General features: G+C 72.4%; 17 protein-coding genes. 10 read left to right on the plus strand and 7 right to left on the minus strand.

Features of this window, described 5'->3' with window-relative positions; translation table 11 throughout:
• Window positions 1–27 precede the first annotated feature (27 nt).
• Complete coding sequence (gene tal, locus ABZX96_RS25360) at window positions 28–1,155, plus strand: transaldolase (RefSeq protein WP_355548677.1); 1,128 nt, start codon at window positions 28–30, stop codon at window positions 1,153–1,155.
• Between the two features lie 43 nt (window positions 1,156–1,198).
• Here the strand turns inward: tal and ABZX96_RS25365 are convergent, their stop codons facing one another.
• A complete protein-coding gene (locus ABZX96_RS25365) occupies window positions 1,199–1,777 on the minus strand; it encodes a Uma2 family endonuclease (protein ID WP_355548680.1) in 579 nt (192 codons plus the stop codon).
• 55 nt (window positions 1,778–1,832) lie between these two features.
• Window positions 1,833–2,126: a hypothetical protein gene (locus tag ABZX96_RS25370; protein WP_355548683.1), complete on the minus strand. Its 294-nt coding sequence runs from the start codon at window positions 2,124–2,126 to the stop codon at window positions 1,833–1,835.
• 267 nt (window positions 2,127–2,393) lie between these two features.
• Here ABZX96_RS25370 and ABZX96_RS25375 point away from each other — a divergent pair, with 267 nt between their 5' ends.
• Window positions 2,394–3,326, plus strand: a complete 933-nt coding sequence (locus tag ABZX96_RS25375; protein ID WP_355548686.1) for an alpha/beta hydrolase — start codon at window positions 2,394–2,396, stop codon at window positions 3,324–3,326.
• A 19-nt stretch (window positions 3,327–3,345) separates the two neighbouring features.
• On the opposite strand, the gene ABZX96_RS25380 is transcribed toward ABZX96_RS25375, so the two are convergent.
• Complete coding sequence (locus tag ABZX96_RS25380; protein WP_355548689.1) at window positions 3,346–4,110, minus strand: PIG-L deacetylase family protein; 765 nt, start codon at window positions 4,108–4,110, stop codon at window positions 3,346–3,348.
• A gap of 683 nt (window positions 4,111–4,793) precedes the next feature.
• Here ABZX96_RS25380 and ABZX96_RS25385 point away from each other — a divergent pair.
• From ABZX96_RS25385 to ABZX96_RS25410, 6 genes are all read left to right on the plus strand, one after another.
• Window positions 4,794–5,546: a GntR family transcriptional regulator gene (locus ABZX96_RS25385; RefSeq protein WP_355548692.1), complete on the plus strand. Its 753-nt coding sequence runs from the start codon at window positions 4,794–4,796 to the stop codon at window positions 5,544–5,546.
• Between the two features lie 493 nt (window positions 5,547–6,039).
• A complete protein-coding gene (locus ABZX96_RS25390; RefSeq protein ID WP_355548696.1) occupies window positions 6,040–7,749 on the plus strand; it encodes an APC family permease in 1,710 nt (569 codons plus the stop codon).
• Window positions 7,750–8,019: 270 nt separating this feature from the next.
• The gene (locus ABZX96_RS25395) at window positions 8,020–8,199 is read left to right on the plus strand and encodes an SPOR domain-containing protein (RefSeq protein WP_355548698.1); all 180 of its coding nucleotides are present in this window, start codon (window positions 8,020–8,022) and stop codon (window positions 8,197–8,199) included.
• A 514-nt stretch (window positions 8,200–8,713) separates the two neighbouring features.
• Window positions 8,714–9,184 carry a (deoxy)nucleoside triphosphate pyrophosphohydrolase gene (locus tag ABZX96_RS25400; protein WP_355548701.1) on the plus strand — a complete coding sequence of 157 codons (471 nt, stop codon included), beginning with the start codon at window positions 8,714–8,716 and terminating at the stop codon, window positions 9,182–9,184.
• Between the two features lie 829 nt (window positions 9,185–10,013).
• Window positions 10,014–10,403, plus strand: coding sequence for an ATP-binding protein (locus tag ABZX96_RS25405; RefSeq protein ID WP_355548725.1), 390 nt, complete (start codon window positions 10,014–10,016; stop codon window positions 10,401–10,403).
• A gap of 277 nt (window positions 10,404–10,680) precedes the next feature.
• On the plus strand, window positions 10,681–13,257 hold the full coding sequence (locus ABZX96_RS25410; RefSeq protein ID WP_355548728.1) for a SpoIIE family protein phosphatase: 2,577 nt from the start codon (window positions 10,681–10,683) through the stop codon (window positions 13,255–13,257).
• Between the two features lie 441 nt (window positions 13,258–13,698).
• Here ABZX96_RS25410 and ABZX96_RS25415 read toward each other — a convergent pair whose 3' ends face one another.
• The 4 genes from ABZX96_RS25415 to ABZX96_RS25430 all read right to left on the minus strand — a co-directional run bounded on the left by ABZX96_RS25415 (window position 13,699) and on the right by ABZX96_RS25430 (window position 17,698).
• Window positions 13,699–14,481: a succinate dehydrogenase/fumarate reductase iron-sulfur subunit gene (locus ABZX96_RS25415; RefSeq protein WP_355548704.1), complete on the minus strand. Its 783-nt coding sequence runs from the start codon at window positions 14,479–14,481 to the stop codon at window positions 13,699–13,701.
• A 4-nt stretch (window positions 14,482–14,485) separates the two neighbouring features.
• Window positions 14,486–16,420 (minus strand): fumarate reductase/succinate dehydrogenase flavoprotein subunit, encoded by a 1,935-nt coding sequence (locus tag ABZX96_RS25420; RefSeq protein ID WP_355548707.1) that lies wholly within the window; start codon window positions 16,418–16,420, stop codon window positions 14,486–14,488.
• A complete protein-coding gene (locus ABZX96_RS25425) occupies window positions 16,420–17,253 on the minus strand; it encodes a hypothetical protein (protein WP_355548710.1) in 834 nt (277 codons plus the stop codon). The genes ABZX96_RS25420 and ABZX96_RS25425 overlap by 1 nt, the downstream gene beginning before the upstream one ends.
• Window positions 17,254–17,344: 91 nt before the next feature.
• Complete coding sequence (locus tag ABZX96_RS25430) at window positions 17,345–17,698, minus strand: hypothetical protein (protein WP_355548713.1); 354 nt, start codon at window positions 17,696–17,698, stop codon at window positions 17,345–17,347.
• Between the two features lie 437 nt (window positions 17,699–18,135).
• Between ABZX96_RS25430 and ABZX96_RS25435 the strand changes: the two genes are divergently transcribed.
• Window positions 18,136–20,718 (plus strand): ABC transporter substrate-binding protein, encoded by a 2,583-nt coding sequence (locus ABZX96_RS25435; RefSeq protein ID WP_355548716.1) that lies wholly within the window; start codon window positions 18,136–18,138, stop codon window positions 20,716–20,718.
• Between the two features lie 899 nt (window positions 20,719–21,617).
• A complete protein-coding gene (gene typA / locus ABZX96_RS25440) occupies window positions 21,618–23,516 on the plus strand; it encodes a translational GTPase TypA (protein WP_355548719.1) in 1,899 nt (632 codons plus the stop codon).
• Window positions 23,517–23,806 lie beyond the last annotated feature (290 nt).

Raw genomic sequence — 23,806 nt, forward strand, 5'->3', positions numbered from 1 at the left:
GCAACCGTAGGAGTTCTGAGCAACGCCATGAACGACGTCTTCACACGGCTCGCCAACGAGGGTGTCTCCGTCTGGCTCGACGGCATCCCACCGGCCGAGCCCGCTTCGAGCGGCACGCGCCGGAAGACCGGGACGGAAGGCATCACGGGAGTGGTTGGCCGTCCTGCCGTTTTCGCTGAAGCGCTGTCCATAGACGGTGCCTATCAAGAACGGATAGGCAACCTGGCGCACCGCGGGCTCACGGCGGAGGAGGTCGTCTGGGAACTGGCCACCGAGGACGTCCGGGCGGCGTGCGACGCGCTGCTCCCCGTCCACGAGCGCACCGCGGGGCGCGACGGTTTCGCCTCCATCGACATCGACTCCCGGAACGCCTGGGACGCGGACGCGACCGTGGCGGAAGCCCGTGCCCTGTGGCGCACGGTCAACCGTCCGAACGTCCTGGTCAAGATCCCGGCCTCGGCCGCCAACCTGCCCGCGATCAGCGCCTGTCTCGCCGAGGGCATCGGCGTGAACGCTGTCGCGATCTTCTCGCCCGAACGCTATGCCCAGGTCACCGAGGCCTTCCTCAACGGCCTGGAGCGGGCCCACGCGGCGGGGCGCGACCTGCGGACCGTCGCCTCCGTCGCGTCGTTCTCCGTCAGTCCGCTGGACGTCGAGATCGACCGGGAACTGGACCGGGCCGGCACCGCGGAGGCGCGGGCGCTGACGGGGAAGTGCGGGGTGGTCAACGCCCGTCTGGCCTACGAGGTGTACGAGAACGTGTTCGGCTCGCCGAGGTGGCAAGCGCTGGAAGCACACGGAGCCCGTCCGCAGCGTCTGGCGTGGACCTCCAACGAGCGCACGACACCGGTCCGCCCGGACACCGAGTACGTCGAGGAACTCGTCGCCCCGGACACGATCAGCGTGCTGTCCGAGGAGACGTTGCGGGCCGTCGCCGACCACGGCGCGGTCCGGGGCGACAGCGTGCGTCGCCACTACGAGGAGTCGCGGCGCGTCCTCTCCTACCTGCCGTGGTTCGGCATCTCCTACCGCACCGTCGTGAGCCAGTTGGAAGCCGCGACACTCCGGCAGTCCGCCGCGTCCAGGGCCGCGCTGCTCACCGCGGTGGGCGGTGCGCTGGACGCACATCGGCGGTCCCTGGCCCTGGCCCTGTAGCGCGGCGGCCCGCCCGCCCCTGCGCGGGCGGCGGGAGACCGGTCTACCGCCGCCCGGCCGCCAGCCGGTCGAGGTCGATCCCGATCTCGAAGGGCACCGATCGCTGGACGGTGCGGCGGAAGATCCCGGCCGGAGCGTAGGCCCGTGCCGGGCCGTCGAGTTCGTAGACGTGGACGACGGGGGAGCCGGCCTCCTCCTCGACGCGCCAGTAGTGGGGGATACCGGCCTCCGCGTACTTGCGGAACTTCACCGTGCGGTCCCGGTGGGCCGACTCGGGCGACACGACCTCGACGACCAGCAGGACGTCCGCCGGGGCGTAGCACGTGCGGTCGGGGTCGTACGGGAGAGTGGTGACCAGGAGATCGGGCTCGGGGCGGTTGCGGGCGTCGAGCCGGATGGTCATCTCCCGCTCGACTTCCATGGTGGCCGGGGCTTGGTCCATGAGCGCGACCGTGAGACCGGTGACGAGACGGCCGTGCCATGACCGTTGCGGGGACTTCCTGACGACCAGCGCGCCGTCGATCAGCTCGGTGTGACGGGGCGCCTCGGGCAGGCGGTCCAGGTCCTCCGCGAGCCGGCCTTCGGGGCGCGGCGGGCGCGTCCGGTCGGGTGGGGCGGTCATGGCACAACCGTAGTGACTTGGCTCGGGCCGGGCCGCGAGTTCCCTGGTGAGCCGGTCATCGAACGGCAATCGATCCTGAACTGCGTGAGATCGGGCTCGGCTCGACGAAGGCTTCATAGCCAGGCAAATGGACCGTCGGGCATCGGGTAGCCGGTCCGTCGGCTCGCCGGTGGTCGTGACGCGGGAGGGCGCGAGCCGCTTCGATCTCGTCGCGGGAGAGCTCGTCGTCATCGGTCTCGAAGCTGGTGACGATCTCGCGCAGCTTGTCCATGGCGACACGATGGTCGAGGGCTTCGGTCGCGGCTTGGCCTTCAGCCGGGCTGATCGGGTGCTTCTTGCCGCCGCTCATGGGAGAAGCCGTACCAGTGGGAGTGAGGGCCACGGAACCGAGGAGCGGACCCCGGACGGGGAACGACCGCTGGCGTGACGGGCACCGAGCGGGCCGCTCATGCCAGGCCGCAGAAAACCCGATCAAGTTCGAAGGAGGCCCGCGGCCAACCGTGCAGAAAAGGAGCCCCACCGAACCGCCGTAGATCCATTATGGCCCGGGAATCGCCCCCTCTTCGTCCTCTGCGCGGACGATCTTCGTGCCGCCGAACGCGCCTAGCGTGAGGGCATGACCTCCCACCACCCCCATGACCTCCACGTCCGCACGCCCGACGGCCTCGAACTGGCCGTACGCGACCACGGCGGCGACGGCCCGCCGCTCCTGCTCCTGCACGGTGCCGGGCGGACGCTCCTGGACTGGGAGCGGGTCGCCCCGCTGCTCACCGGCCGGCACCGCGTCGTGGCGATGGACCTGCGCGGCCACGGGCGGTCCGGCGACGGGACCTGGACGTTCCCGGACGTGCTCGCGGACGTGGCGGCCGTGCGCGCTGCCCTGGGGCTCGCGGACGCGGCCGTCGTCGGGCACTCGCTGGGCGGCATGGTCGCCACCTTGTGTCTGGACGAAGACCCTGGCGTCCCCGTCGCCGTCAACCTTGACGGCCACGGGATGGGCCGCCCCGAGCAGTACCTCGGACTCGACCGCTCGTACGTCGAGGAACGCCTCGCCGAGGCCCGGAAGTTCACCGAGGACGCGGCCGGGCGGGCCTTCCCGAAGGAGGCGTTGGACGGTGTCCTCGCGTACCAGGCATCCATGGCGCAAAAGTTGGGGATCCCGTACGACCTGCTGGAGGCGGGCGTGCGGCGTTCGCTGGGGGAGACGGAGGACGGGGCGCTCTTTCTGCGGCCCGCGCGTATGCCGGGGCTGGAGATGCACGCGGCCATGGCCGGGCTGGACCTGTTCGCGCGGTATGCGGGGGTGTGCCGTCCGCTGCTGATCGTCCGGGCGCTGCGGCCCAACCCCTCGGTGCCGGGCGTGCCCTGGTTCGACGAGCTGATGGCCGCCTACACGAAGGGGCTGGCCCGTGACCTGGAGCGGCTGGGGCGGGACCACCCGCAGGTGACCGTGGCCGGGGTGGACGGCACCCACGCCATGCCGCTGGAACGGCCGGGGGAGGTGGCGGAGTTGATATCGGGGTTCGTGCGGCGGGCCGCTCGGGCGTAGGGGCGCTGCGCGGCGGCGCTCAGGTCGCGTACACCTGGAAGGTGACCGCGGGCCGCCCCTGGTGGCGTTCGGCGCCCATCTTCAGGGAGTAGCCGATGAACTCGCGGGCGTAGGCGTGCGCGTCCTGGTGTTCGCCGCCCAGGCCCTGGATGTACGCCCGGTGCTCGGACAGGGAGGCGATGGCCCGCTCGACGCCCGGGCCGACCTCGACCGCGTGGGTGGCGTACTGGGAACCGGCCACGGCGACCCAGCGCACGCCCTTCCAGGGCTCCAGCCCGTGGTCCGTCACCAGCTCGGGGAAGATCCAGCGGTTGGCCGCGTCGCCGACCGCGTCCAGGACGGCGCGCCCCACGATCCGGTGGTCGGGGGTGTTCCAGTGCACGCCGAACCAGTCGTCGTGGTGGTTGATGGTGATCACCACCTCGGGGCGGTGCCGCCGGATGGCGGCCGACAGGTCGCGGCGCAGCGGCAGGCCCTCCTCGATCATGCCGTCCCGGTGATCGAGGAACTCCACCGTCCGCACGCCGACGACGGCGGCGCTGGCCCGCTGCTCGGCCTCGCGGATCTTGGCGCACTCCTCGGGGCCGAGTCCGTCGATGCCCGCCTCGCCGCGCGTCGCCAGGACGTAGACGACCTCGCGGCCCGCGTCGGTCCATTCGGCGATCGCGGCGGCGGCGCCGTACTCCAGGTCGTCGGGGTGGGCGACGATGGCCAGCGCGCGCTGCCAGTCCTCCGGCATGGGATCGAGCGGGGTGGGGGGCGCGGGCTGGGCGGCGGTGGACATGGAGGCTCCTCTCCTGGCCGGACGGGGCGCGGCGGGGTCTCGCCGGCGTCGGCGCGGGGTGCCTTCGCGGCGCCGGGGCGGCCTTGGGGCGGGTTCTTCGCGGTGCGGACACGGGCCGTGCCGGAATCGTACGACCGTTCCGTCGCGGAGGGACGGAGTCAGGCGGACGGTGTGCGCGCGCCGGCTTGCGCCGGGGCCGGGGGGCCGCGCGCGGACCGGCCTCTGTCGGTCGGGGGCGCTCCGCCGCCAGGGGCCCGGGGGAGGGGCCCGGGCGCGGACGGGCCTGTCGGCCGCGATGCGGAGGCGCACGCGCGGCGGCGCATGCATGGAGCGAGGCACGTGTGGAGGCGCACGCGCGGAGTGAGGCACGCGCGGCGGCGCATGCGCGGAGTGCGGCACGCCCGTCCGGGGCTTCGGCCGCCCCGCCCCCGAGTGGTGTGCCCGGCAGCGGCGTCGAACGGACCTGCCGGCCGTCGTCGCTCTCCGCTAGGGCCGGGGGCGCCAGGCGGGTGGGAGTGTCCCTCGGGTGGCTTTCCGGCAGGGCTCCGTACGAGTGCCGGCCGTGTTTCGTACGGCCGTTGAGCTGGGATTCGTCACGACGGGCAATGCTTTGGCCCAGGCTTGCTATCGAGAACAGGCGGTTGCCACGCTGTTGCTGACTGTCAAGCTGTTGGGAGGGGCACGTGCCTTTCGGTGAGCAGCCCGCGTACCTCCGCGTCGCCGGCGACCTGCGCCAGAAGATTGTCGAAGGTGTGCTGCCCCCGCACACCCGCCTCCCCTCCCAGGCCCGCATCCGTGAGCAGTACGGCGTGTCGGACACGGTCGCCCTGGAGGCCCGCAAGGTGCTGATGGCCGAGGGGCTGGTCGAGGGCCGCTCCGGTTCGGGGACGTATGTGCGCGAGCAGCCGGTGCCGCGCCGGATCGCCCGGGCCGGTTACCGAACCGGCGGCGGCTCCACCCCCTTCCGCCAGGAGCAGGCGGACGAGCGGGTCAAGGGCACCTGGGAGTCCAGCAGCGAGCAGGAGACGGCCAGCGCGCCCGTCGCGGCCCGGCTGCGCGTCCAGCTCGGGGCCAGGGTCATGCGGACGCGTTACCTGTTCCGGGCGGAGGGGGAGCCGTCCATGCTCTCCACCTCCTGGGAGCCGCTGGACCTGACGGGGCGCACGCCCGTGATGCTGCCCGAGGAGGGGCCGCTGGCCGGGCGGGGCGTGGTCGAGCGGATGGCGGCGATCGACGTGGTCGTGGACAACGTGGTGGAGGAAGTGGGCGCCCGGCCGGGCCGGGCCGAGGAGGCCATGACGCTGGGCGGGGTGCCGGGGCACTCGGTGCTGGTGATCTCGCGGACGTACTTCGCGGGCGGGCGCCCGGTGGAGACGGCGGACATCATCACGTTGGCCGATCGCCACCGGGTGGCCTATCACTTCCCGGTGAAGTGAGGCGGAGCGCCGTCGGGGCGTGGTTCCCCGGCGGCTGTCCAGCGGCTCCCGGACGGGTCCCCGACGGCTCCCGGACGGGTCCCCAGCGGCTTCCGAACGGCTCCCGAACGGCTCCCCAGCGGCTCCCGAACGGCTCCGCGACACGCCGACCGCTCTCGCGCGGAGGCTGAATAGTTCGCACCGCTTCGCACTCGGCAACGTTGCAGTGGTCGCCGATCCGGCGTTCTCGACATAACACCGCTTCTTCTCAAGCCCGTCACAGCTTGGTCCGTACCGGGAAACACCGACCGTTACTGACGCGTAACCTATCAAAGTGCGCCCTTTTTGCCCGTATATTTCCGGGCATTTTAAGTCGATCATGGTGTTGGAAACCTCACACGCCCTCAACTGGACGCGTCTTTTTGCCTCGACATGGAATCTGATCTTCGGATTCGCTCTTACGATGGCGAAGTTTGTGCACGACCACGGGGTGAAGATCAGGAGACCAAGCACGTTGAGCACGACGAAGACCCGTAGTGCGGAGCATGGCTCCCACTCCAACTACCGCCGGTCCCTGGGGACCATCGCCCTGACCGCCACCGGCCTGGGGTCGATCATCGGGTCCGGCTGGCTCTTCGGAGCCGAGCGGGCCGCCGCGATCGCCGGTCCGGCCGCCATCCTGGCCTGGGTCATCGGCGCCGTCGTCGCGCTGACGATCGCGCTCACGTACACCGAGCTGGGCTCGATGTTCCCCAAGGCGGGGGGCATGGTCCGCTACGGGCAGTACTCGCACGGGTCCCTCGCCGGCTACCTCGCGGCCTGGGCCAACTGGATCGCGATCGTCTCCGTCATCCCGGGTGAGGCCACGGCCTCCGTGCAGTACATGAGCTCCTGGAAGTTCGGCTGGACGCACGGGCTGTACGACGGCAAGGAGCTGACCGGGACCGGCGTCGCGCTCGCCAGCGTCCTGCTGGTCTTCTACTTCTTCCTGAACTGGTTCGCGATCTCGCTGTTCGCCAAGACCAACACCGCGATCACGGTCTTCAAGGTCCTCGTGCCGATCATGACCGCGAGCGCGCTGATGGCGGCGCACTTCGACACCGACAACATCGCCAACCACGGCGGCTTCACGCCGAACGGGTGGAGCGCGGTGTTCACCGCCGTCGCGGTCTCCGGCATCGTCTGGGCCTACAACGGCTTCCAGTCGCCGCTGAACATGGCGGGCGAGGCCCGCAACCCGGGGAAGTCGCTCCCCAAGGCCGTCATCTCCTCCATCCTGATCGCGCTGGTCATCTACGTCGCGCTCCAGGTGGCCTTCCTGATGGCCGTCCCCGGCGACAAGCTCTCCGCCGCCGGCGGCTGGGCCGGGCTCGGCTTCAACTCGCCGCTGGCGGACCTCGCCGTGGCCTGGGGCCTGAACTGGCTCGCGCTGCTCCTGTACGCGGACGCCTTCGTCTCCCCGTCCGGCACCGGCATGATCTACGCGGCCACCACCTCGCGCATGATCCACGGTGTCCAGGAGAACGGCCACCTGCCGAGCGTCTTCGGCCGCGTGGACAAGAAGACCGGCGTGCCGCGCCCGGCGCTGCTGCTCAACCTGGTGATCGCCTTCCTGTTCCTGGCGGTCTTCCGGGGCTGGGGCTCGCTCGCCGAGATCGTCTCCGTCGCGACGGTGATCTCGTACATCACCGGCCCGGTCGCGGTGATGTCGCTGCGCCGCCTGTCCCCGGACCTCAAGCGCCCGGTGAAGCTGCGCGCCATGCCCGTCATCGCGCCGGTCGCGATGGTCTTCGGCTCGCTCGTCCTGTACTGGGGCCGCTGGCCGCTGACCGGCAAGGTCATCCTGATCATGGCCGTCGGCCTGCCCGTCTGGGCCTGGTACGAGATCGGCAAGCCGCTGGCCGCCGGCCGCAAGCCGTGGGCCGCGCTGGCGCCGCACCTGAAGGCGGGCGCCTGGATGGTGACGTACCTGCTGGTCATGGCGTGCGTGTCGTACGCGGGCGGCACGGAGTTCGGCGGCCGGGGCTGGCTGCCGGAGGGCGTGGACATCGCCGTCGTCGCGGTGATCGGCCTGGCCTTCTACTTCTGGGGCGTGCGGAGCGCCTGGCGCAACCCGACGCTGGTGCAGGTCGAGGCCGAGATGCGGGCGGCGGCCGAGGAGCCGGCGCCGGTGGCCGGGTCGGCTTCCGGGTCGGCTTCCGGGTCGGCCTCCGGCAAGGGGTGACGGCCGGGCCGGTCGTGGTCGGGGCGTGGAGTCTCCCGATCGCGGCGTGACGGCCGTCGAGTGGTCGTGCACAGGGGCTGTGTCCGAAGGGTCTTCTTCGGGCACAGCCCCTGTGGCGTACGGGTCGTGGCCGGTTCGGTGCCTCTTCGTGCAAAGGCGTATCCGGTGCGTGAAGGTCGGGCGTAGGCTCGGGCATATGCGGATTGCTTTTTCGGCAACAGCACCAGGAGGGCGCGCCACGGCGCGCCGGACGGCGGACGGAGGGGCGCGATGACCGACGGTGGCGCCGTACTGCCCTGGCTCGTCATCCGCCAGGACGAGGGCGGCAACCGCTATCGGATCGGCCGCTACGCCACCCGCGCGGAAGCGGAGCAGGTGGCCGACCGGCTCGACGCACGCGGCCACAAGCAGCTCTACGTGGTCGAACGGGTCAATCACCTCGCCACCTGAGGGCGGACTGCCGCGGGCAGCGCTCTGACAGCGGCCGGTCGATGGCCCGGGTGACGACTGCCTTGGGGGGCCGTTCTGTGATGGCGGAACGGTTACTCGTTCCGTGTGTGTCCGCCTTGGGACGGGGTCTTCGCTTCGGGGCGGGGGATCGGTTCCCCCCTCGGGACGGAGGCGCCGGGCTCGTCCCGGGGCGAAGGCGGGGCGCCTCCGAGGCGGTCCCGGAGTGGCCTCTCCCCGGCCCCTGGGAGGCGCCTCACCGAGCGGACGAGGACGGCCCTCGGGGACGGCCTCGGGCCGGGCTCCCCACGGCCCGAGGACGGCGCCGGGGTGGGGTACGTGTCGGGGGCGCGGGGGCGGTGGCCGCGTTTCTCGGGGTGCGCCGGGCGTCCGGCGGGGACGGCGTCCTACGCGAGCGCGCCGGGTGCCCTGCCGCGTTGGCGCCGGGTGCCCTGCCGCGTGAGGAGGGCGCGTCCCGTGAGGCGGGTGGTTCTGCCGCGTCACTAGGCTTCCCCGCATGGAAACAGTGCGTGTGGTGGTGGGTGGAGCGGTGTGCGACCGGGGGCGGCTGCTGGCCGCGCGGCGGAGCGCGCCGCCCGCGCTGGCCGGCCGCTGGGAACTGCCCGGCGGCAAGGTCGAGGAGGGCGAGACGCCCGAGCAGGCGCTGGTGCGCGAGCTGCGCGAGGAGCTGGGCGTGGAGGCCGAGCCGCTGGAGCGCATCCCGGGCGAGTGGGAGCTCAAGCCCGGACTCGTCCTGCGGGTGTGGACCGCACGGCTGATCTCCGGGGAGCCCGCCCCGCTGGAGGACCACGACGAACTGCGCTGGCTCACGCCCGACCGGCGGGACGAGGTGGACTGGCTGGACCAGGACCGCCCGGCGGTCGCCGAGGCGATGCGCCGCCTGGAGGCAGCGTCCGGGGTCTCGGCGCCTTCGGTGTCTTCAGCGTCTTCAGCGCCTTCGGTGTCTTCGGGGGCTTCGGACCTTTAGGGGCCGCGTGGTGGGGGCGGGGAGCGCCGGAACCGCCCAACCCCTCGGAACCGCCCCACCCCGCAGCCCCGCACAACCCCGCTCCACTCCGGGTATGACCCTCATGAAGCCCTCCTCCGTGTCCGTGTCGCCCCACCCCGCGCACACGGCCCCCGCTCGCCTCCCCGAAAGGGCGTGAGCGGGGCGCGTGGGAGCGTGAAGGGCTTGCGGCGGCGCGTGGGGGGCGGTGCGCGGGGAGGGGCTAATACGCCGTTTGTGACACGTTGCTCCATTGCGGGCGATATCCGGGACTTAATACCGGGTATGTGCTGATTAACCCCGACAATCACCCCCTTTCACCGCGGGTACGGAACATCGAGCCGGGGGCAGACGCGACGAGGACGTGCATCAGGGCTGGGAAGTGATCGGCGTGAGCGACAGCGCAGCGGCAGGAGTCCCCGAGTCGTCCGCCGCCCATCCCCGCCGCCCCCGGCCCGCACCGGGCGATCCCGATCCGGGCAACCTCGAACCCGGCCGTCCCGAATCGGGCAACTCCGAACCGGGCCGCCCCGACCCCGCGAACCCCCAGCAGCCCCATCCGGCCCACCCGGACACCACCCCTCCCGACGCCACCCCTCCCGGCCCCGCCCGCACCAGCGCCCCCGCCCCCGCCCCCGCCGCGCCCGGGCCCGTGGACGCCGACCGCCCGGACCGCCCCGACCGCCCCCGCCCCCAGGAACCGCAGCTTCCCGGCCACCCCGACACCGCCTCTCCCACCACACCCCGCACTCCGTCCCCTGAGGCCGCGCACCACCCGTCCGCCTCCCCGTGCGGGACGGCCGCCCCGCCCCTGGGCTCCACGCTCGGCCCGGCCGCGGAGTGGAGCTTCCCCGCCCGGCCGGACGCCGTCCGCGCGGCGCGCGCCGTGGTCCGCGAGGTGCTCGGCGGCTGGGGGCTGCATCCGGTCGTGGACATCACCGTCCTGCTCGTCAGCGAGCTGGTCACCAATTCGCTGCGCTACACCGGCGGCCCGATCGGCGTCCGCGTCGGCCTGGTCGGGGGCTGTCTGCTCGTCGAGGTGTCCGATCCGCTGCCCGACCCGCCGCGCGAGCGCGCCGCCGCTCCGGACGACGAGGGCGGCCGGGGGCTGCAACTGGTGGCGCTCAGTGCGCTCCGCTGGGGGACCCGTCGTGGGAAGAGTGGCAAGACAGTGTGGTTCGAGCTGTCCGCGGCGGGTTAGGAGTGAGGGTGTCCTGATCGTTGCCAATTCATCGACATACCGTTGACCGGCCGCGATCGAGACTGTGCTGTGATCGTGAAGACCGTGTTCCGGAAGCCGAGGTGCCACAACCCGGTCTGGCCGTTCCGGGCACGGTGGGCTGGAGGGGACGGGGCTCGTGAGCGAGAAGTCATCCGGCGCGGTGGAACGCGCGCAGGCGGAACCGGCCGGCGCGGCCGGTCGCGGTGACGGTGCTGACGGACGCGGCGGCACGGGCGCGCTCCCGGACGGTCCGCCGATATGGCAGAGCAGCCCGCCCGGGTCGATCTACGACTACATCCGGGTCGCCTCCTTCTCGCTCGGCCCGGACGGGCGCATCGACCGGTGGAGCCGGCGGGCCGAGGAGATGCTGGGCATCCCGGCGGACGCCGCCGTCGGCAAGGACCCGGTGGAGGCGTTCGTCCCGCGTGAGCTGCGGGACACCGCGCACCGCAAGGTCTCGCGCATCCTGGACGGACGGGAGTGGACCGGCCTCGTCCCCTACCGCAGCGTCGGCGATCCCGAGGGGCCCGGCGTGAGCGGACTGGCGGAGATCTACGTCATGCCGTCCGAGACCGAACGCGGCGAGCCCGCCGCGCTCTGCCTGGTGGTCGACGTCCGGGCGCTGCGCGGCATCGAGACCGACCTCGCGGCGGCGCAGGCCGTTTTCGGCCAATCTCCGCTGGGCTTCGTCCTCTTCGGCACGGACCTGCGGATGCTGCGCGTCAACGAACGGTTCACGACCGTCTTCGGCGGACCCGCCAGCCGCTACCGCGGCGGCGGCCCGCACGACTTCCTGCCCGGCCCCGAGGCGGACCGCATGGCCGCCGCGCTGCGCCGCGTCCTGGACACCGGCGACCCGGTGTCGGAGCTCCAGCTCCTCGGCACGGTCCCCGGCGAGCAGGAGCGCCGCCGCTGGTCGGTCTCGCTCTACCGGCTGCACAGCGGCAGCGGCCGGCCCATCGGCGTGGCGGCGCTGGCCTCGGACGTCACCGGCCGGCGGCGGGCCGAACGGGAGGCCGCCAACGCCCGCCGCAATCTCGCCCTCCTCAACGAGGCCGGCGCCCGGCTCGGCAACTCCCTCGACCTGGAGACGACCGCCCGCACCCTCCTGGACGTCGCCGTGCCGCAGTTCTGCGACCTCGCCTCGGTGGACCTCTACCAGGGGCTGCTGGCCGGTGACGAGGCGCCGCCCGGCATGGCCGACGGCAGCGCCGAGCTCCGCCGGGTGGCGTTCTCCAGCGCGGTGTCCGGCGCGGTGCCCGGAGCGGTCCTCCGCGGCGCGCACGACTCCGACGCGTGTCCCTTGGGGGACCCGGCGGACCCGGTGGCCGTGGGGGCGCTGCACCGCTACCCGTTCCACTCGCCGCGCGCGAGCGCCCTGCGCACCGGGCAGCCGCAGATCATCCCGGCCCGGGAGTGCCCCGAGCACACGGAAGGCGGCTCGCTGGTGCACTCCACGCTCGCCGTCCCGATGGTCGCCCGGGACACCGTCGTCGGGCTGGCGCAGTTCTCCCGGACGAAGGGCAGCGAGCCGTTCGGCGAGCGGGACACGGCGCTGGCCGTCGAACTGGCGGCGCGCGCCGCCGTCTGCATCGACAACGCGCGCCTGTACAGGAGAGAGCACGAGCGCGCGGTGATCCTCCAGCGCAGCCTGCTGCCCCCGGTCGCGCCCGAGGCGGCGGGCCTGGACATCGCCTGCCGCTACCTGCCCGGCACCACCGCCACCGAGGTCGGCGGCGACTGGTTCGACGTCATCGAGCTGCCCGGCCACCGCACCGCGCTCGTCATCGGCGACGTGATGGGACGCGGGCTGCGGGCGGCGGTCGCCATGGGGGAGCTGCGGACGGCCGTACGGACGCTGGCGCTGCTGGACATGGAGCCCGCCGAGGTGCTGTCCGCGCTGGACGAGGTCGCGCGGGGGCTCGGCGCGTCCGGCGAGGGAGCGCGCACGCCGGGGCGCACACCCCGGCGCCCGGCCGCCGACGCGCCCCACGCGGGCGCCGACCTCTCCGAGGTGTACCTCGCCACGTGCGTATACGCCGTCTACGACCCGGTCACCCGGCGGTGCACCTTCGCCAACGCCGGCCACCTGCCGCCCGTCCTGGTCGAGGACGGCGAACCGGCCCGGCTGCTGGACGTGCCGCCCGGCCTGCCACTCGGGGTCGGCGGGGAGCCCTTCGAGGAGAGCGTCGTCGAGCTGCCGGACGGGGCGCTGCTGGCCCTCTACACGGACGGCCTGGTGGAGTCCCGCGAGCACCCGCTGGACGAGGGGCTGGGGGCCCTGCGCGCCGCCCTGTCCCGGGCCGGGCGCCCGCTGGAGGAGGCCTGCGACCACGTCCTGAACGCGCTGGACACCCGGCACGGCGAGGACGACATCGCCCTCCTGATGGCGCGGGTGCGCGGACTCCCCAAGGACGCGGTGGGCGACTGGAACCTCGCCCCCGAGCCCCGCTCCGTCGCCCGCGCCCGGGAACTGGCCCGTGACCAGCTCGCCGAATGGGACCTGGACGTCCTGGCCGACACCACGGAACTGCTGGTCAGCGAGTTGGTGACGAACGCCCTGCGGCACGGGCGGGGTGAGATCCGGCTGCGGCTGCTGCTGGATCGGACGCTGGTGTGCGAGGTGTGGGACGCGGACCTGGCACAGCCGCGGCGGCGGCGGGCGCGGGACACGGACGAGGGCGGGCGCGGGCTGCAGCTCGTCGGGCTGCTGAGTGCGGGGTGGGGGACGCGGAGGACGCCCCGCGGGAAGACGGTGTGGTTCGAGTTGAATCTGCCGGATGGGGAGGCGTCTGTTGGCGATCCGGCGGAGGCGTTGCTGAGTCTGTTCTGAGGGGGCTTTGTTCGGGGCCGCGGCCCGGGCCTCGCGTTTGGGCCGCAGCCTCGCCTGTGCCTGTGCCCGGTTTCGGGCGCCCGCCTGTGCCTCTGCCCGCGCCGGGCGTTGGGGGGCTGTTCGGTGGGGGTGTTATTGGGTGCCGGTGAACGCCGGGGGCGTTGTCCTCAAGCGCCGGACGGGCTGGAGATTGCGGAAGCGGCCCCGGCAGTCCGGCTGAATGTGGTCCGGGCCACCGGTTACCGATTGTCCTCAAACGCCGGACGGGCTGGAATTGCCGGGCCCCGCCTGTTCCCTCGGCTGAAGGTGGCGGGGCCTCGGTCACTGCCTGTCCTCAAGCGCCGGACGGGCTTGATTGGGCGGGCTTGCCTCCGGCGTTCCCGGTGCATGCGGTCTGGTCTGCCGGTTACAGATCGTCCTCAAATGCCGGACGGGCTGGAATTACTGCCCCCTGCGCCTGATCTTGTTCCCCAGCCACACCAGTGGGTCGTACTTGCGGTCCGCGACCCGCTCCTTCATGGGGATCAGGGCGTTGTCGGTGATCCGGATGTGTTCGGGGCAGACCTCGGTGCAGCACTTGGTGATGTTGCAGTAGCCGAGGCCGTGGTCGTCCTGGGCGGTGCGTTGGCGGTCGATGCCGGTGGTGGCGGCGGCGTCCAGGGGGTGCATGTCGAGTTCGGCGATGCGCATGAGGTAGCGGGGGCCGGCGAAGGCGGGTTTGTTCTCCTCGTGGTCGCGGACGACGTGGCAGGTGTTCTGGCACAGGAAGCACTCGATGCATTTGCGGAATTCCTGTGAGCGCCCCACGTCCTCCTGCTGCATCCGGTACTCGCCCGCCTTCAGGTCGGCGGGCGGGACGAACGCGGGGATCTCGCGGGCCTTGGTGTAGTTGAACGACACGTCCGTCACCAGATCGCGGACGACCGGGAACGTCCGCATCGGTGTGATCGTGACCGTCTCGTCCCGCTCGAAGACCGACATGCGGGTCATACAGAGCAGCCGCGGCCGGCCGTTGATCTCCGCGCTGCACGAGCCGCATTTGCCGGCCTTGCAGTTCCAGCGGACGGCCAGGTCGGGGGCCTGGGTGGCCTGGAGGCGGTGGACGATGTCGAGCACGACCTCGCCCTCGTTCACCTCGACGCGGAAGTCCTGGAGGTCACCCCCGTCCGCGTCGCCCCGCCATACTCGGAAGTGCGCCTTGTAGGCGTCGGATCGCGCGCTCACCGGCTCAGCTCAGCTCCTCGTCCGTCAGGTACTTCGCCAGCTCGTCCCGCTCGAACAGGTCCAGCAGGTCGGGCCGGATCGGCGGGGTCTCGCGGCGGCTCAGCCGGACCTGGCCGAGCTCCGGGTCCCGCGCCGCCAGGTCGTCCTCCTGGTCGGCCAGGTGGCACAGCAGGTTCACCCGGCGCCACGCGCGGTCCATCTCGGGGTGGTCGTCGCGGGTGTGGCCGCCGCGGCTCTCCTTGCGCTCCAGGGCGGCGCGCGCCACGCACTCGCTGACCAGCAGCATGTTCCGCAGGTCCAGGGCGAGGTGCCAGCCGGGGTTGTACTGCCGGTGGCCCTCCACGCCGGCGCGCCGGGCGCGCCCCCGCAGGTTCGCGAGCCGGTTGAGCGCCTCCTCCATCTCGTTCTGCTTGCGGATGATGCCGACGAGGTCGTTCATCGCCTGCTGGAGTTCCTGATGGAGGGTGTACGGGTTCTCGGCGGGGCCCGCGGTGTGCCGGGCGTCGGCGGTCTCGGCGCTGAAGGGGCGCAGGGCCTCCGCCTCGGCCGCCTCGATCTGCGCGGGGTCGGCGGTGGGCCGTTCGGCGACGCCACGGGCGTACTCCGCGGCGTACAGACCGGCGCGGCGCCCGAAGACCAGCAGGTCGGACAGCGAGTTGCCGCCCAGCCGGTTGGAGCCGTGCATGCCGCCCGCCACCTCGCCCGCGGCGAACAGCCCGGGTACGCCGCTCGCGGCGGCGGTGTCCGGGTCCACGTCCACGCCGCCCATCACGTAGTGGCAGGTCGGGCCGACCTCCATGGGCTCGGCGGTGATGTCCACGTCCGCCAGTTCCTTGAACTGGTGGTGCATGGACGGCAGCCGCCTTTTGATCACTTCGGCGGGCATACGGGTGGAGACGTCCAGGAAGACGCCGCCGTGCGGGGAGCCGCGGCCCGCCTTGACCTCGGCGTTGATGGCGCGGGCGACCTCGTCGCGGGGCAGCAGCTCGGGCGGGCGGCGGTGCCGGTCCGGGTCCTCGTACCAGCCGTCGCTCTCCTCGGGGGACTGGGCGTACTTCTCCTTGAAGACGTCCGGGATGTAGTCGAACATGAAGCGCTTGCCCTCGCTGTTGCGCAGCACCCCGCCGTCGCCCCGCACCGACTCGGTGACGAGGATGCCCTTCACGGACGGCGGCCAGACCATCCCCGTGGGGTGGAACTGCACGAACTCCATGTTCACCAGCGGCGCCCCGGCCAGCAGCGCCAGCGCGTGGCCGTCCCCGGTGTACTCCCAGCTGTTCGAGGTGACCTTGAAGGACTTGCCGATGCCGCCGGTCGCCAGCACCACGGCGGGCGCCTGGAGGACGAAGAAGCGGCCGGACTCGCGCTCGTAGCAGAAGGTGCCCGACACCCGGTCGCCGTCCTTGAGGACGCGGGTGACGGTGCACTCCTGGAAGACCTTCAGCCGCGCCTCGTACGAACCGAGCTCGCGCTCGTCCTCCTGCTGGAGCGAGACGATCTTCTGCTGGAGGGTGCGGATCAGCTCCAGGCCGGTGCGGTCCCCGACGTGCGCCAGGCGCGGGTACTCGTGGCCGCCGAAGTTGCGCTGCGAGATCCGGCCGTCCGGGGTGCGGTCGAACAGCGCGCCCCAGGTCTCCAGCTCCCACACCCGGTCCGGGGCCTCGCGGGCGTGCAGCTCGGCCATCCGCCAGTGGTTGAGGAACTTGCCGCCGCGCAGGGTGTCCCGGAAGTGGACCTTCCAGTTGTCGCCCTCGTTGACGTTGCCCATGCTGGCGGCGATGCCGCCCTCGGCCATCACGGTGTGGGCCTTGCCGAACAGGGATTTGCAGATCACGGCCGTCCGCATGCCCTGTTCGCGGGCCTCGATGGCGGCACGCAGCCCGGCGCCGCCGGCGCCGACCACGACCACGTCCCAGTCCTGCCGCTCGACCTGCGTCATCAGAAGAACCTCGGATCGTCGAAGGCCCCGGTGGCCAGGAGGAACACGTAGAAGTCGGCCAGCGCCACGCTGATCAGCGAGGCCCACGCCAGGAGCATGTGCCGGGCGTTGAGCTTGCCGACCCAGCCCCACAGGCGGTAGCGCACCGGGTGCTTGGAGAAGTGCCGCAGCCGGCCGCCCACGATGTGCCGGCAGGAGTGGCAGGAGATCGTGTACGCCCAGATGAGGACGATGTTGACGAGGAAGACGAGGCTGCCGAGCCCCATGTGGCCCCACTCGTAGCGCTCGTCCCGGAAGGAGAGCGCGGTGTCGTAGGTGAGGACCATCGCCACCAGGACCGCGAAGTAGAAGAAGTACCGGTGGATGTTCTGGAGGATCAGGGGGAACCGCGTCTCGCCGGTGTACTTCTTGTGCGGCTCGGCGACCGCGCACCCGGGGGGCGAGGCCCAGAACCCCCGGTAGTACGCCTTGCGGTAGTAGTAACAGGTGAGCCGGAAGCCCAGCGGGAAGATCAGGATGAGCAGCGCGGGGGACAGGCCCCACCAGCTTCCGAAGATCTCCCAGTTGGGGCCGCCGCGCATCGTGTGGCAGTTCTCGGCCAGGCAGGGCGAGTAGAACGGCGACACGTAGGGCGCGGCGTAGTAGTCCGCGTTCGCGAACGCCCGCCACGTCGAGTACACGACGAACGCGAGCAGTCCGGCGGCGGTGGCGGCGGGTGCCAGCCACCACCGGTCGGTGCGCAGGTGGTGGGCGGGGATGGCGGCGCGCGAGGCGCTGTGCACGCCGTTCGCGCCGGTATGCGGTTGGGGTTGGGGTTGGGTGCCAGTGGCCAACGTCGGTCTCCGTAGACGGCTGTCCGAAGGACGGGGGAGGGGCGCGCCGGGGCACCACCGGGCGCGCACGCACCCGGTGGCGCCGGGTGCGCTACGGCGCGCGGCGGTCCCGCGCGCCGAGCCCCTCGTCCTCCGCGTCGACCCACAGGGACGCGTCGTACGGCGTGTCCGGGATCGTCACCATCTCCGGCCCGGGGCCGGAGGAGGCCGGGGCGCCGGCGCCCGGGGCGGACGCCAGGCGGGACGCGGGATCGCCGGACCGTCCCCGTGGCGCGCCGGCGGCGGCCTCCCGGAGCAGCGCCAGGTCCTCGCGCAGGTGATCCATGTCGCTGCGCACCCGCCGTATGTGCAGCCCGCCGTCGAACCGCTGGGCCACCCGGTCCACGGACCGGACGAGTTCGTCCAGATGACGCTGCGCAGTAGTCAGTTCATCGTGCAGTGACATGACGTGCCCTCACTTCCGAGGGTGCGGTCGGCAATCGCGTGCGCCAGCGAGTGTCGCGCGTCACAGTCGCGGTTGGGAAGGGGACCCGCTGTGATTGCGGAACCGGATCGGTGCGTTTCCGGCCTCGCGTCCCCGGCGCCGCCCCGGGGACGATCCGCTTCCGGCGCGCCGCGGCGTCCGCCCGTCCGCGCCGGAGGCGCACGCCAGGGCGTCCGTACGCGGGCGGGGCACCGCTCGTTGGGCCGGGAGGGTGGCCTTGCGGGAGGCGGCCGACGTGTCGCGGGGCGCGGTGCCGGGGCGTCGCCTTCAGTGGGGGCCATAGATGTGATGAGCCGCAAAGTCGGCCGAACGTGACCGCCGGTTCCGAGGGCCGGTCCGTTCGGCCGCAGGTGCCGCCGGACCGCCCCGGCGGCACGGGCGACCCGGAGGGAACAGGCATGACCCACCATGTCGGCACTGGCAACCCGGCCCGCCGCAAACGCCGGTGCGCCGCGCTCCTCGCCGCGGGGGTGCTGCTCCCGCTGCCCGTCCTGGCCGGCTGCGGTTCCGGGGACGACGCGGAAGCGGCCGGGCCCGTCTCCCAGGACATCGCCGCGGCGCCCCGCGGCCAGGTCCGCCACGGCGGCATCCTGCGCTGGGCCGTGGACGCCGGGCCCGCCACCCTCAACGCCTTCCAGGCCGACGCCGACGCCCAGACCGCCCGGATCGCCGGCGCCGTCCTGCCCGCCCTGTTCACCCTCGACGCCCGGGGCCGCCCGCAGCGCAACGCCGACTACCTCGAAGCCGCCGACCTCACCGCCCGCGAGCCCCGGCAGGTCGTCACCTACAAGATCAACCCGAAGGCGCGGTGGAGCGACGGACGGCCGATCGGCCTGGAGGACTTCCGCGCCCAGTGGCAGGCCCTGCGCGGCAAGGACAACGCCTACTGGACCGCGCGCAACGCCGGCTACGACCGGATCGCCCGCGTCGAACGCGGCGAGCACGCCCGCGAGGTCAAGGTCACCTTCGCCCGCCCCCACGCCGACTGGCGCTCCCTGTTCACCCCGCTGTACCCGAAGGACGTCATGGGCGCCGCCGACGCCTTCAACCAGGACGCCCGCCGCCACCTGAAGGTGACGGCCGGACCCTTCGCCCTCCGCGACCGCGCGGCCGGCCGGGACGGAACGATCACGCTGGTCCGCGACCCGAAGTGGTGGGGCGCCCCGGCCAAGCTCGACGAACTCGTGCTGCGCCCGCTGGCCCCGAAGAAGCGGGCGGCGGCGCTGCTGGCCGGGACGGTGGACCTCGCGCCTGTGGACCCCGAGCTCGCCCGCGAGATCGATGCCGCGCGCCGGCCGGTGCTGCCCAGTGGTGGGGCGTCGGCATCGCCGGGGGGCTCCCCGAGCGTCGGGGGGCCGCCGGGGGGTGGTGGTGCGTCGCCGGTCGGGGCCACGGGGGTGCGAGCGTCCGGTGCCTCTCAGGGGGCGTCGTCTTCCCGTGGAGCCTCGCCGGACGCGTACGAGGACGGTGCCGCGCCGGGCGCCGATCCGAACGGTGCCTCCGGCTCCCCGCGCGCCGGTGCCGAGGGCAAGGCGGCACCCGGCGCCGGTGCCGGGGGCGAGGCTGCCCCCGTCCGCCTCTCGGCCAAGGAACGGGCCAGGCTCGCCGCCCGTGAGGCGCGGCGGAAGGCGTTCCGCGGTTACACCGTGCGCAAGGCCCTCGAACCCGCCTACACCCAGCTCGCCATCAACGGCGCCGGCGGCCCGCTCGCGGACGACCGGGTGCGCCGGGCGGTGGCCCGCACCATCGACCGGGAGGCCCTGGCCGCGGCGCTCCTCAAGCCGCTCGGCCTTCCCGCGCAGCCGCTCGGCAGCCACCTGATGATGGCGGGGCAGATGGGTTACGAGGACCACAGCGGCGCGCTCGGCAAGCCGGACACGGTGGCCGCGCGGGGGCTGCTGGCCGACGCCGGCTGGAACGCGGTGGTCACCGGGCCGGACGGCACCGGACGGCCCGGCCGCCCTGGCCGACCCGGCCGTGAGGCGTCCGGCTCACCGGCGGCCGGGCACCCGGACGCGGCGGCCGGCGGCGACAAGCCCCGCCGCGCGGGTGGCCCGGGCAGCCCGCTGCTCACGGCCGGCACCGGTGCCGCCGACGCCCAGCGCGCCGCGCTGCTGCGGCAGAGTGCCGCCCTGTACCAGGAGGCGGCGCGGGAGCAGGAGGAGCTGGCCTACGGGTACACCGACTCGGCCGAGTACGCCCGGTACCTCCGTTACGAGAAGCGGGCGGCCCGCGCCCTGCACGCCGCCCAGCGCATCGAGGCGGCGCGGGGCCCCGCCGTGGCCGAGCCGGCTCACGACGCGAGCGATCGCGCGGGGCAGGCCGGGGGCCACCGTGCCGCGGCCGAGCATGTCGCGGCCGAGCGCGCCGCCGGAGCCAAGCACGCCGGTTCCACCCCGCGCTCCGCCGCCGATCGCGACCACGCCGAGCACCGCGCCCGTCCCCTCGCCGTCAGGAAGAACGGCAAGCCGCTGACCCTCCGGTTCGTGCTCCCCGATGGGCCGGACGCGGCACCGCTGCGGGCGGTGGGGGATCGCATCTCGGCGATGCTGGCGCAGATCGGCGTGCGGACCGTCGTCCAGAAGGTGCCCGGGTCGAGCTACTTCGACGATCACATCGCCGCCGGTGACTACGACCTGGCCCTCTACACCTGGCCCGGCACGGCCTACCCCGCCACCGACGCCCGCCCGATCTATGCCAAGCCGCAGCCCGCTCCGGACGGCTCGCTGACCGTCGAGCAGAACTACACGCGTGTCGGGACCGATCACATCGACCAGCTCTTCAGCCAGGCGGCGTCGGAGCTGGACGAGGACACGGCCCGTGAACTGGTCCGGCGTGCGGATGCGCGTATCTGGGCGGCGGCCGGGTCCGTGCCGCTCTATCAGCGGCCCGAGCTGTTCGCGGCGCGCCGCAGCCTCGTCAACGCCGGTGCCTTTGGTCTTGCGACGCCGCGCTATCAGGACATGGGGTATCGGAAGTAGACGGTGTCTACGGTTGGTGGGATCGGTGGCGGGTGATTTTTGGGTGCCGGTGAACGCCGGGGGCGTTGTCCTCAATCGCCGGACGGGCTTGGTTTTGCCGGGCCAGTGTCCGTCTGCTGACGCAGAGGTGTGCACGGATGGCGCTGAGGGGTCCGCGGACCGCGTAGGCACTGTCTATCCGGTCGAGGTGCCTGTGGACCCATGTAGGCACCGTCTACCCGTGTCCTCGGCTCGTGCGGCGCCGGAAGGGGGCATGGTGCCGGTGAACGCCGGGGGCGTTGTCCTCAATCGCCGGACGGGCTTGGTTTTGCCGGGCCAGTGTCCGTCTGCTGACGCAGAGGTGTGTACGGATGGCGCTGAGGGGTCCGCGGACCGCGTAGGCACTGTCTATCCGGTCGAGGTGCCTGTGGACCCATGTAGGCACCGTCTACCCGTGTCCTCGGCTCGTGCGGCGCCGGAAGGGGGCATGGTGCCGGTGAACGCCGGGGGCGTTGTCCTCAATCGCCGGACAGGCTTGGTTTTGCCGGGCCAGTGCCATCTGCTGACGCAGAGGTGTGCGCGGATAGCGCTGAGGGGTCCGCAGGCCGCGCGTAGACGCTGTCCACCGATGACCTTCGGTCACTGGACGGGCTTGATTCTGCCGGGGTGGTGCCCATCCGCCGATGCCGAGGTATACGCGGACGACGTCAAGGCGTGCGCAGACCGCCCGTAGACACCGTCTACCCCCATCCGTCTCCTCCACGAAACCCCAGGTCAACCCACATGTCATCGGCCTGCGGCGGCTGCTGGCGTCATCTCCCCGTACCATGGGGTGAGGCCGTGGCGTCCTCATGCCCGGCGGGCGCGCGTGCCGGACCGTACGCGCAGCCATCCACGATTCCGGGAGAAGCGCCGCAAGTATGCCCACGCGCCACGACATTCGTAACGTCGCCATCGTCGCCCACGTCGACCACGGCAAGACGACCCTCGTCGACGCCATGCTCAAGCAGGCCGGTGCGTTCGCCGCCCACCAGCAGGTGGACGACCGCGTGATGGACTCCAACGACCTGGAGCGCGAGAAGGGCATCACCATTCTCGCGAAGAACACCGCCGTGAAGTACCACCCCAAGGACGGCGGGGACCCCATCACCATCAACATCATCGACACCCCCGGCCACGCCGACTTCGGTGGCGAGGTCGAGCGCGGCCTGTCGATGGTCGACGCGGTCGTGCTGCTGGTCGACGCCTCCGAGGGCCCGCTGCCGCAGACCCGGTTCGTGCTGCGCAAGGCGCTGGCCGCCAAGATGCCGGTCATCCTGTGCATCAACAAGACCGACCGCCCGGACTCCCGGATCGACGAGGTCGTCAACGAGACCTACGACCTGTTCCTGGACCTGGACGCGGACGAGGACCAGATCGAGTTCCCGATCGTCTACGCCTGCGCCCGTGACGGCGTCGCCTCGCTGACCAAGCCGCAGGACGGCACCGTCCCGGCCGACAGCGACAACCTGGAGCCGTTCTTCTCCACGCTGCTGGAGCACGTCCCGGCCCCCCAGTACGACGAGGCCGCCCCCCTCCAGGCGCACGTCACCAACCTGGACGCGGACAACTTCCTCGGCCGTATCGCCCTCCTCCGCGTCGAGCAGGGCGAGCTGCGCAAGGGCCAGACCGTCGCCTGGATCAAGCGTGATGGCACCATCGCCAACGTCCGCATCAGCGAGCTGATGATGACCGAGGCCCTGACCCGCAAGCCGGCCGAGGTCGCCGGCCCCGGCGACATCTGCGCCGTCGCCGGTATCCCCGACATCATGATCGGCGAGACGCTGGCCGACCCGGAGAACCCGGTCGCCCTGCCGCTGATCACGGTGGACGAGCCCGCGATCTCCATGACCATCGGCACGAACACCTCCCCGCTGGTCGGCCGCGGCGGCACCGGCAAGGGCGCGGACGCCAAGGCCGCGGTCAAGGACCGCAAGGTCACCGCCCGCCAGGTCAAGGACCGTCTGGACCGCGAGCTGATCGGTAACGTCTCGCTGCGCGTCCTGGAGACCGAGCGCCCCGACGCCTGGGAGGTGCAGGGCCGCGGCGAGCTGGCCCTCGCCATCCTCGTCGAGACCATGCGCCGGGAAGGCTTCGAGCTGACCATCGGCAAGCCGCAGGTGGTCACCAAGGAGATCGACGGCAAGGTCCACGAGCCGGTCGAGCGCATCACCATCGACGTCCCCGAGGAGCACATGGGCGCGGTCACGCAGCTCATGGGCACCCGCAAGGGCCGGATGGACAACATGTCCAACCACGGCTCCGGCTGGGTCCGCATGGAGTTCGTCGTCCCGTCCCGCGGCCTGATCGGCTTCCGGACGGAGTTCCTGACGAACACCCGCGGTACGGGCATCGCGCACTCCATCCACGAGGGCCACGAGCCGTGGTTCGGCGAGCTGAAGACCCGTAACAACGGTTCGCTGGTCGCCGACCGCGCCGGTGCCGTCACCGCCTTCGCGATGACGAACCTCCAGGAGCGCGGCGTGCTCTTCACCGAGCCGGGCACCGAGGTGTACGAGGGCATGATCGTCGGCGAGAACTCGCGCGCCGACGACATGGACGTCAACATCACCAAGGAGAAGAAGCTCACCAACATGCGGTCGTCCACGGCCGATGTCGCCGAGTCGATCGTGCCGCCGCGCAAGCTCTCCCTGGAGCAGTCGCTGGAGTTCTGCCGCGACGACGAGTGCGTCGAGGTCACCCCGGAGGCGATCCGCATCCGCAAGGTCGTCCTCGACCAGAAGGAGCGCGGTCGCGCCGCCTCCCGCGCCAAGCGCTGACGCTTCGGTCTTCCGCGCCGCGCGCTGACACCTCGTCCTTGCGCGCCAGGCGCTGAGACCCCGGTCTTCCGCGCCAGGCGCTGAGGCCCGGCACCGCTCCCGCGCCCACCGCTGAGTCCTCCCGCCCCGAGCGCCGAGGACCCGTAACGCGACCTTCGCCACCCCGGCGGCCCCCTCCATCGACGGCGGCGCCCGGGGGGCGTGGGATACGCACCGGAACCGAAACCAAAGATCAGTCTCGCCCCGGAACCCGACCGGAGATAGGAACAGCGGCGGGTAGGGGAAGAGTG

It is taken from the genome of Streptomyces sp. NPDC003077 (assembly GCF_040611095.1).
Lineage (GTDB): Bacteria > Actinomycetota > Actinomycetes > Streptomycetales > Streptomycetaceae > Streptomyces.

Bases quoted from the DNA above. Each gene is read 5' to 3' on its own strand.
- ABZX96_RS25395 (WP_355548698.1), top strand. From the start codon at position 8,020: ATGACCGACGGTGGCGCCGTACTGCCCTGGCTCGTCATCCGCCAGGAC.
- ABZX96_RS25400 (WP_355548701.1), top strand. From the start codon at position 8,714: ATGGAAACAGTGCGTGTGGTGGTGGGTGGAGCGGTGTGCGACCGGGGG.
- typA (WP_355548719.1), top strand. From the start codon at position 21,618: ATGCCCACGCGCCACGACATTCGTAACGTCGCCATCGTCGCCCACGTC.
- ABZX96_RS25365 (WP_355548680.1), bottom strand. From the start codon at position 1,777: ATGACCGCCCCACCCGACCGGACGCGCCCGCCGCGCCCCGAAGGCCGG.
- ABZX96_RS25430 (WP_355548713.1), bottom strand. From the start codon at position 17,698: ATGTCACTGCACGATGAACTGACTACTGCGCAGCGTCATCTGGACGAA.
- ABZX96_RS25435 (WP_355548716.1), top strand. From the start codon at position 18,136: ATGACCCACCATGTCGGCACTGGCAACCCGGCCCGCCGCAAACGCCGG.
- ABZX96_RS25370 (WP_355548683.1), bottom strand. From the start codon at position 2,126: ATGAGCGGCGGCAAGAAGCACCCGATCAGCCCGGCTGAAGGCCAAGCC.
- ABZX96_RS25380 (WP_355548689.1), bottom strand. From the start codon at position 4,110: ATGTCCACCGCCGCCCAGCCCGCGCCCCCCACCCCGCTCGATCCCATG.
- tal (WP_355548677.1), top strand. From the start codon at position 28: ATGAACGACGTCTTCACACGGCTCGCCAACGAGGGTGTCTCCGTCTGG.
- ABZX96_RS25420 (WP_355548707.1), bottom strand. From the start codon at position 16,420: ATGACGCAGGTCGAGCGGCAGGACTGGGACGTGGTCGTGGTCGGCGCC.
- ABZX96_RS25375 (WP_355548686.1), top strand. From the start codon at position 2,394: ATGACCTCCCACCACCCCCATGACCTCCACGTCCGCACGCCCGACGGC.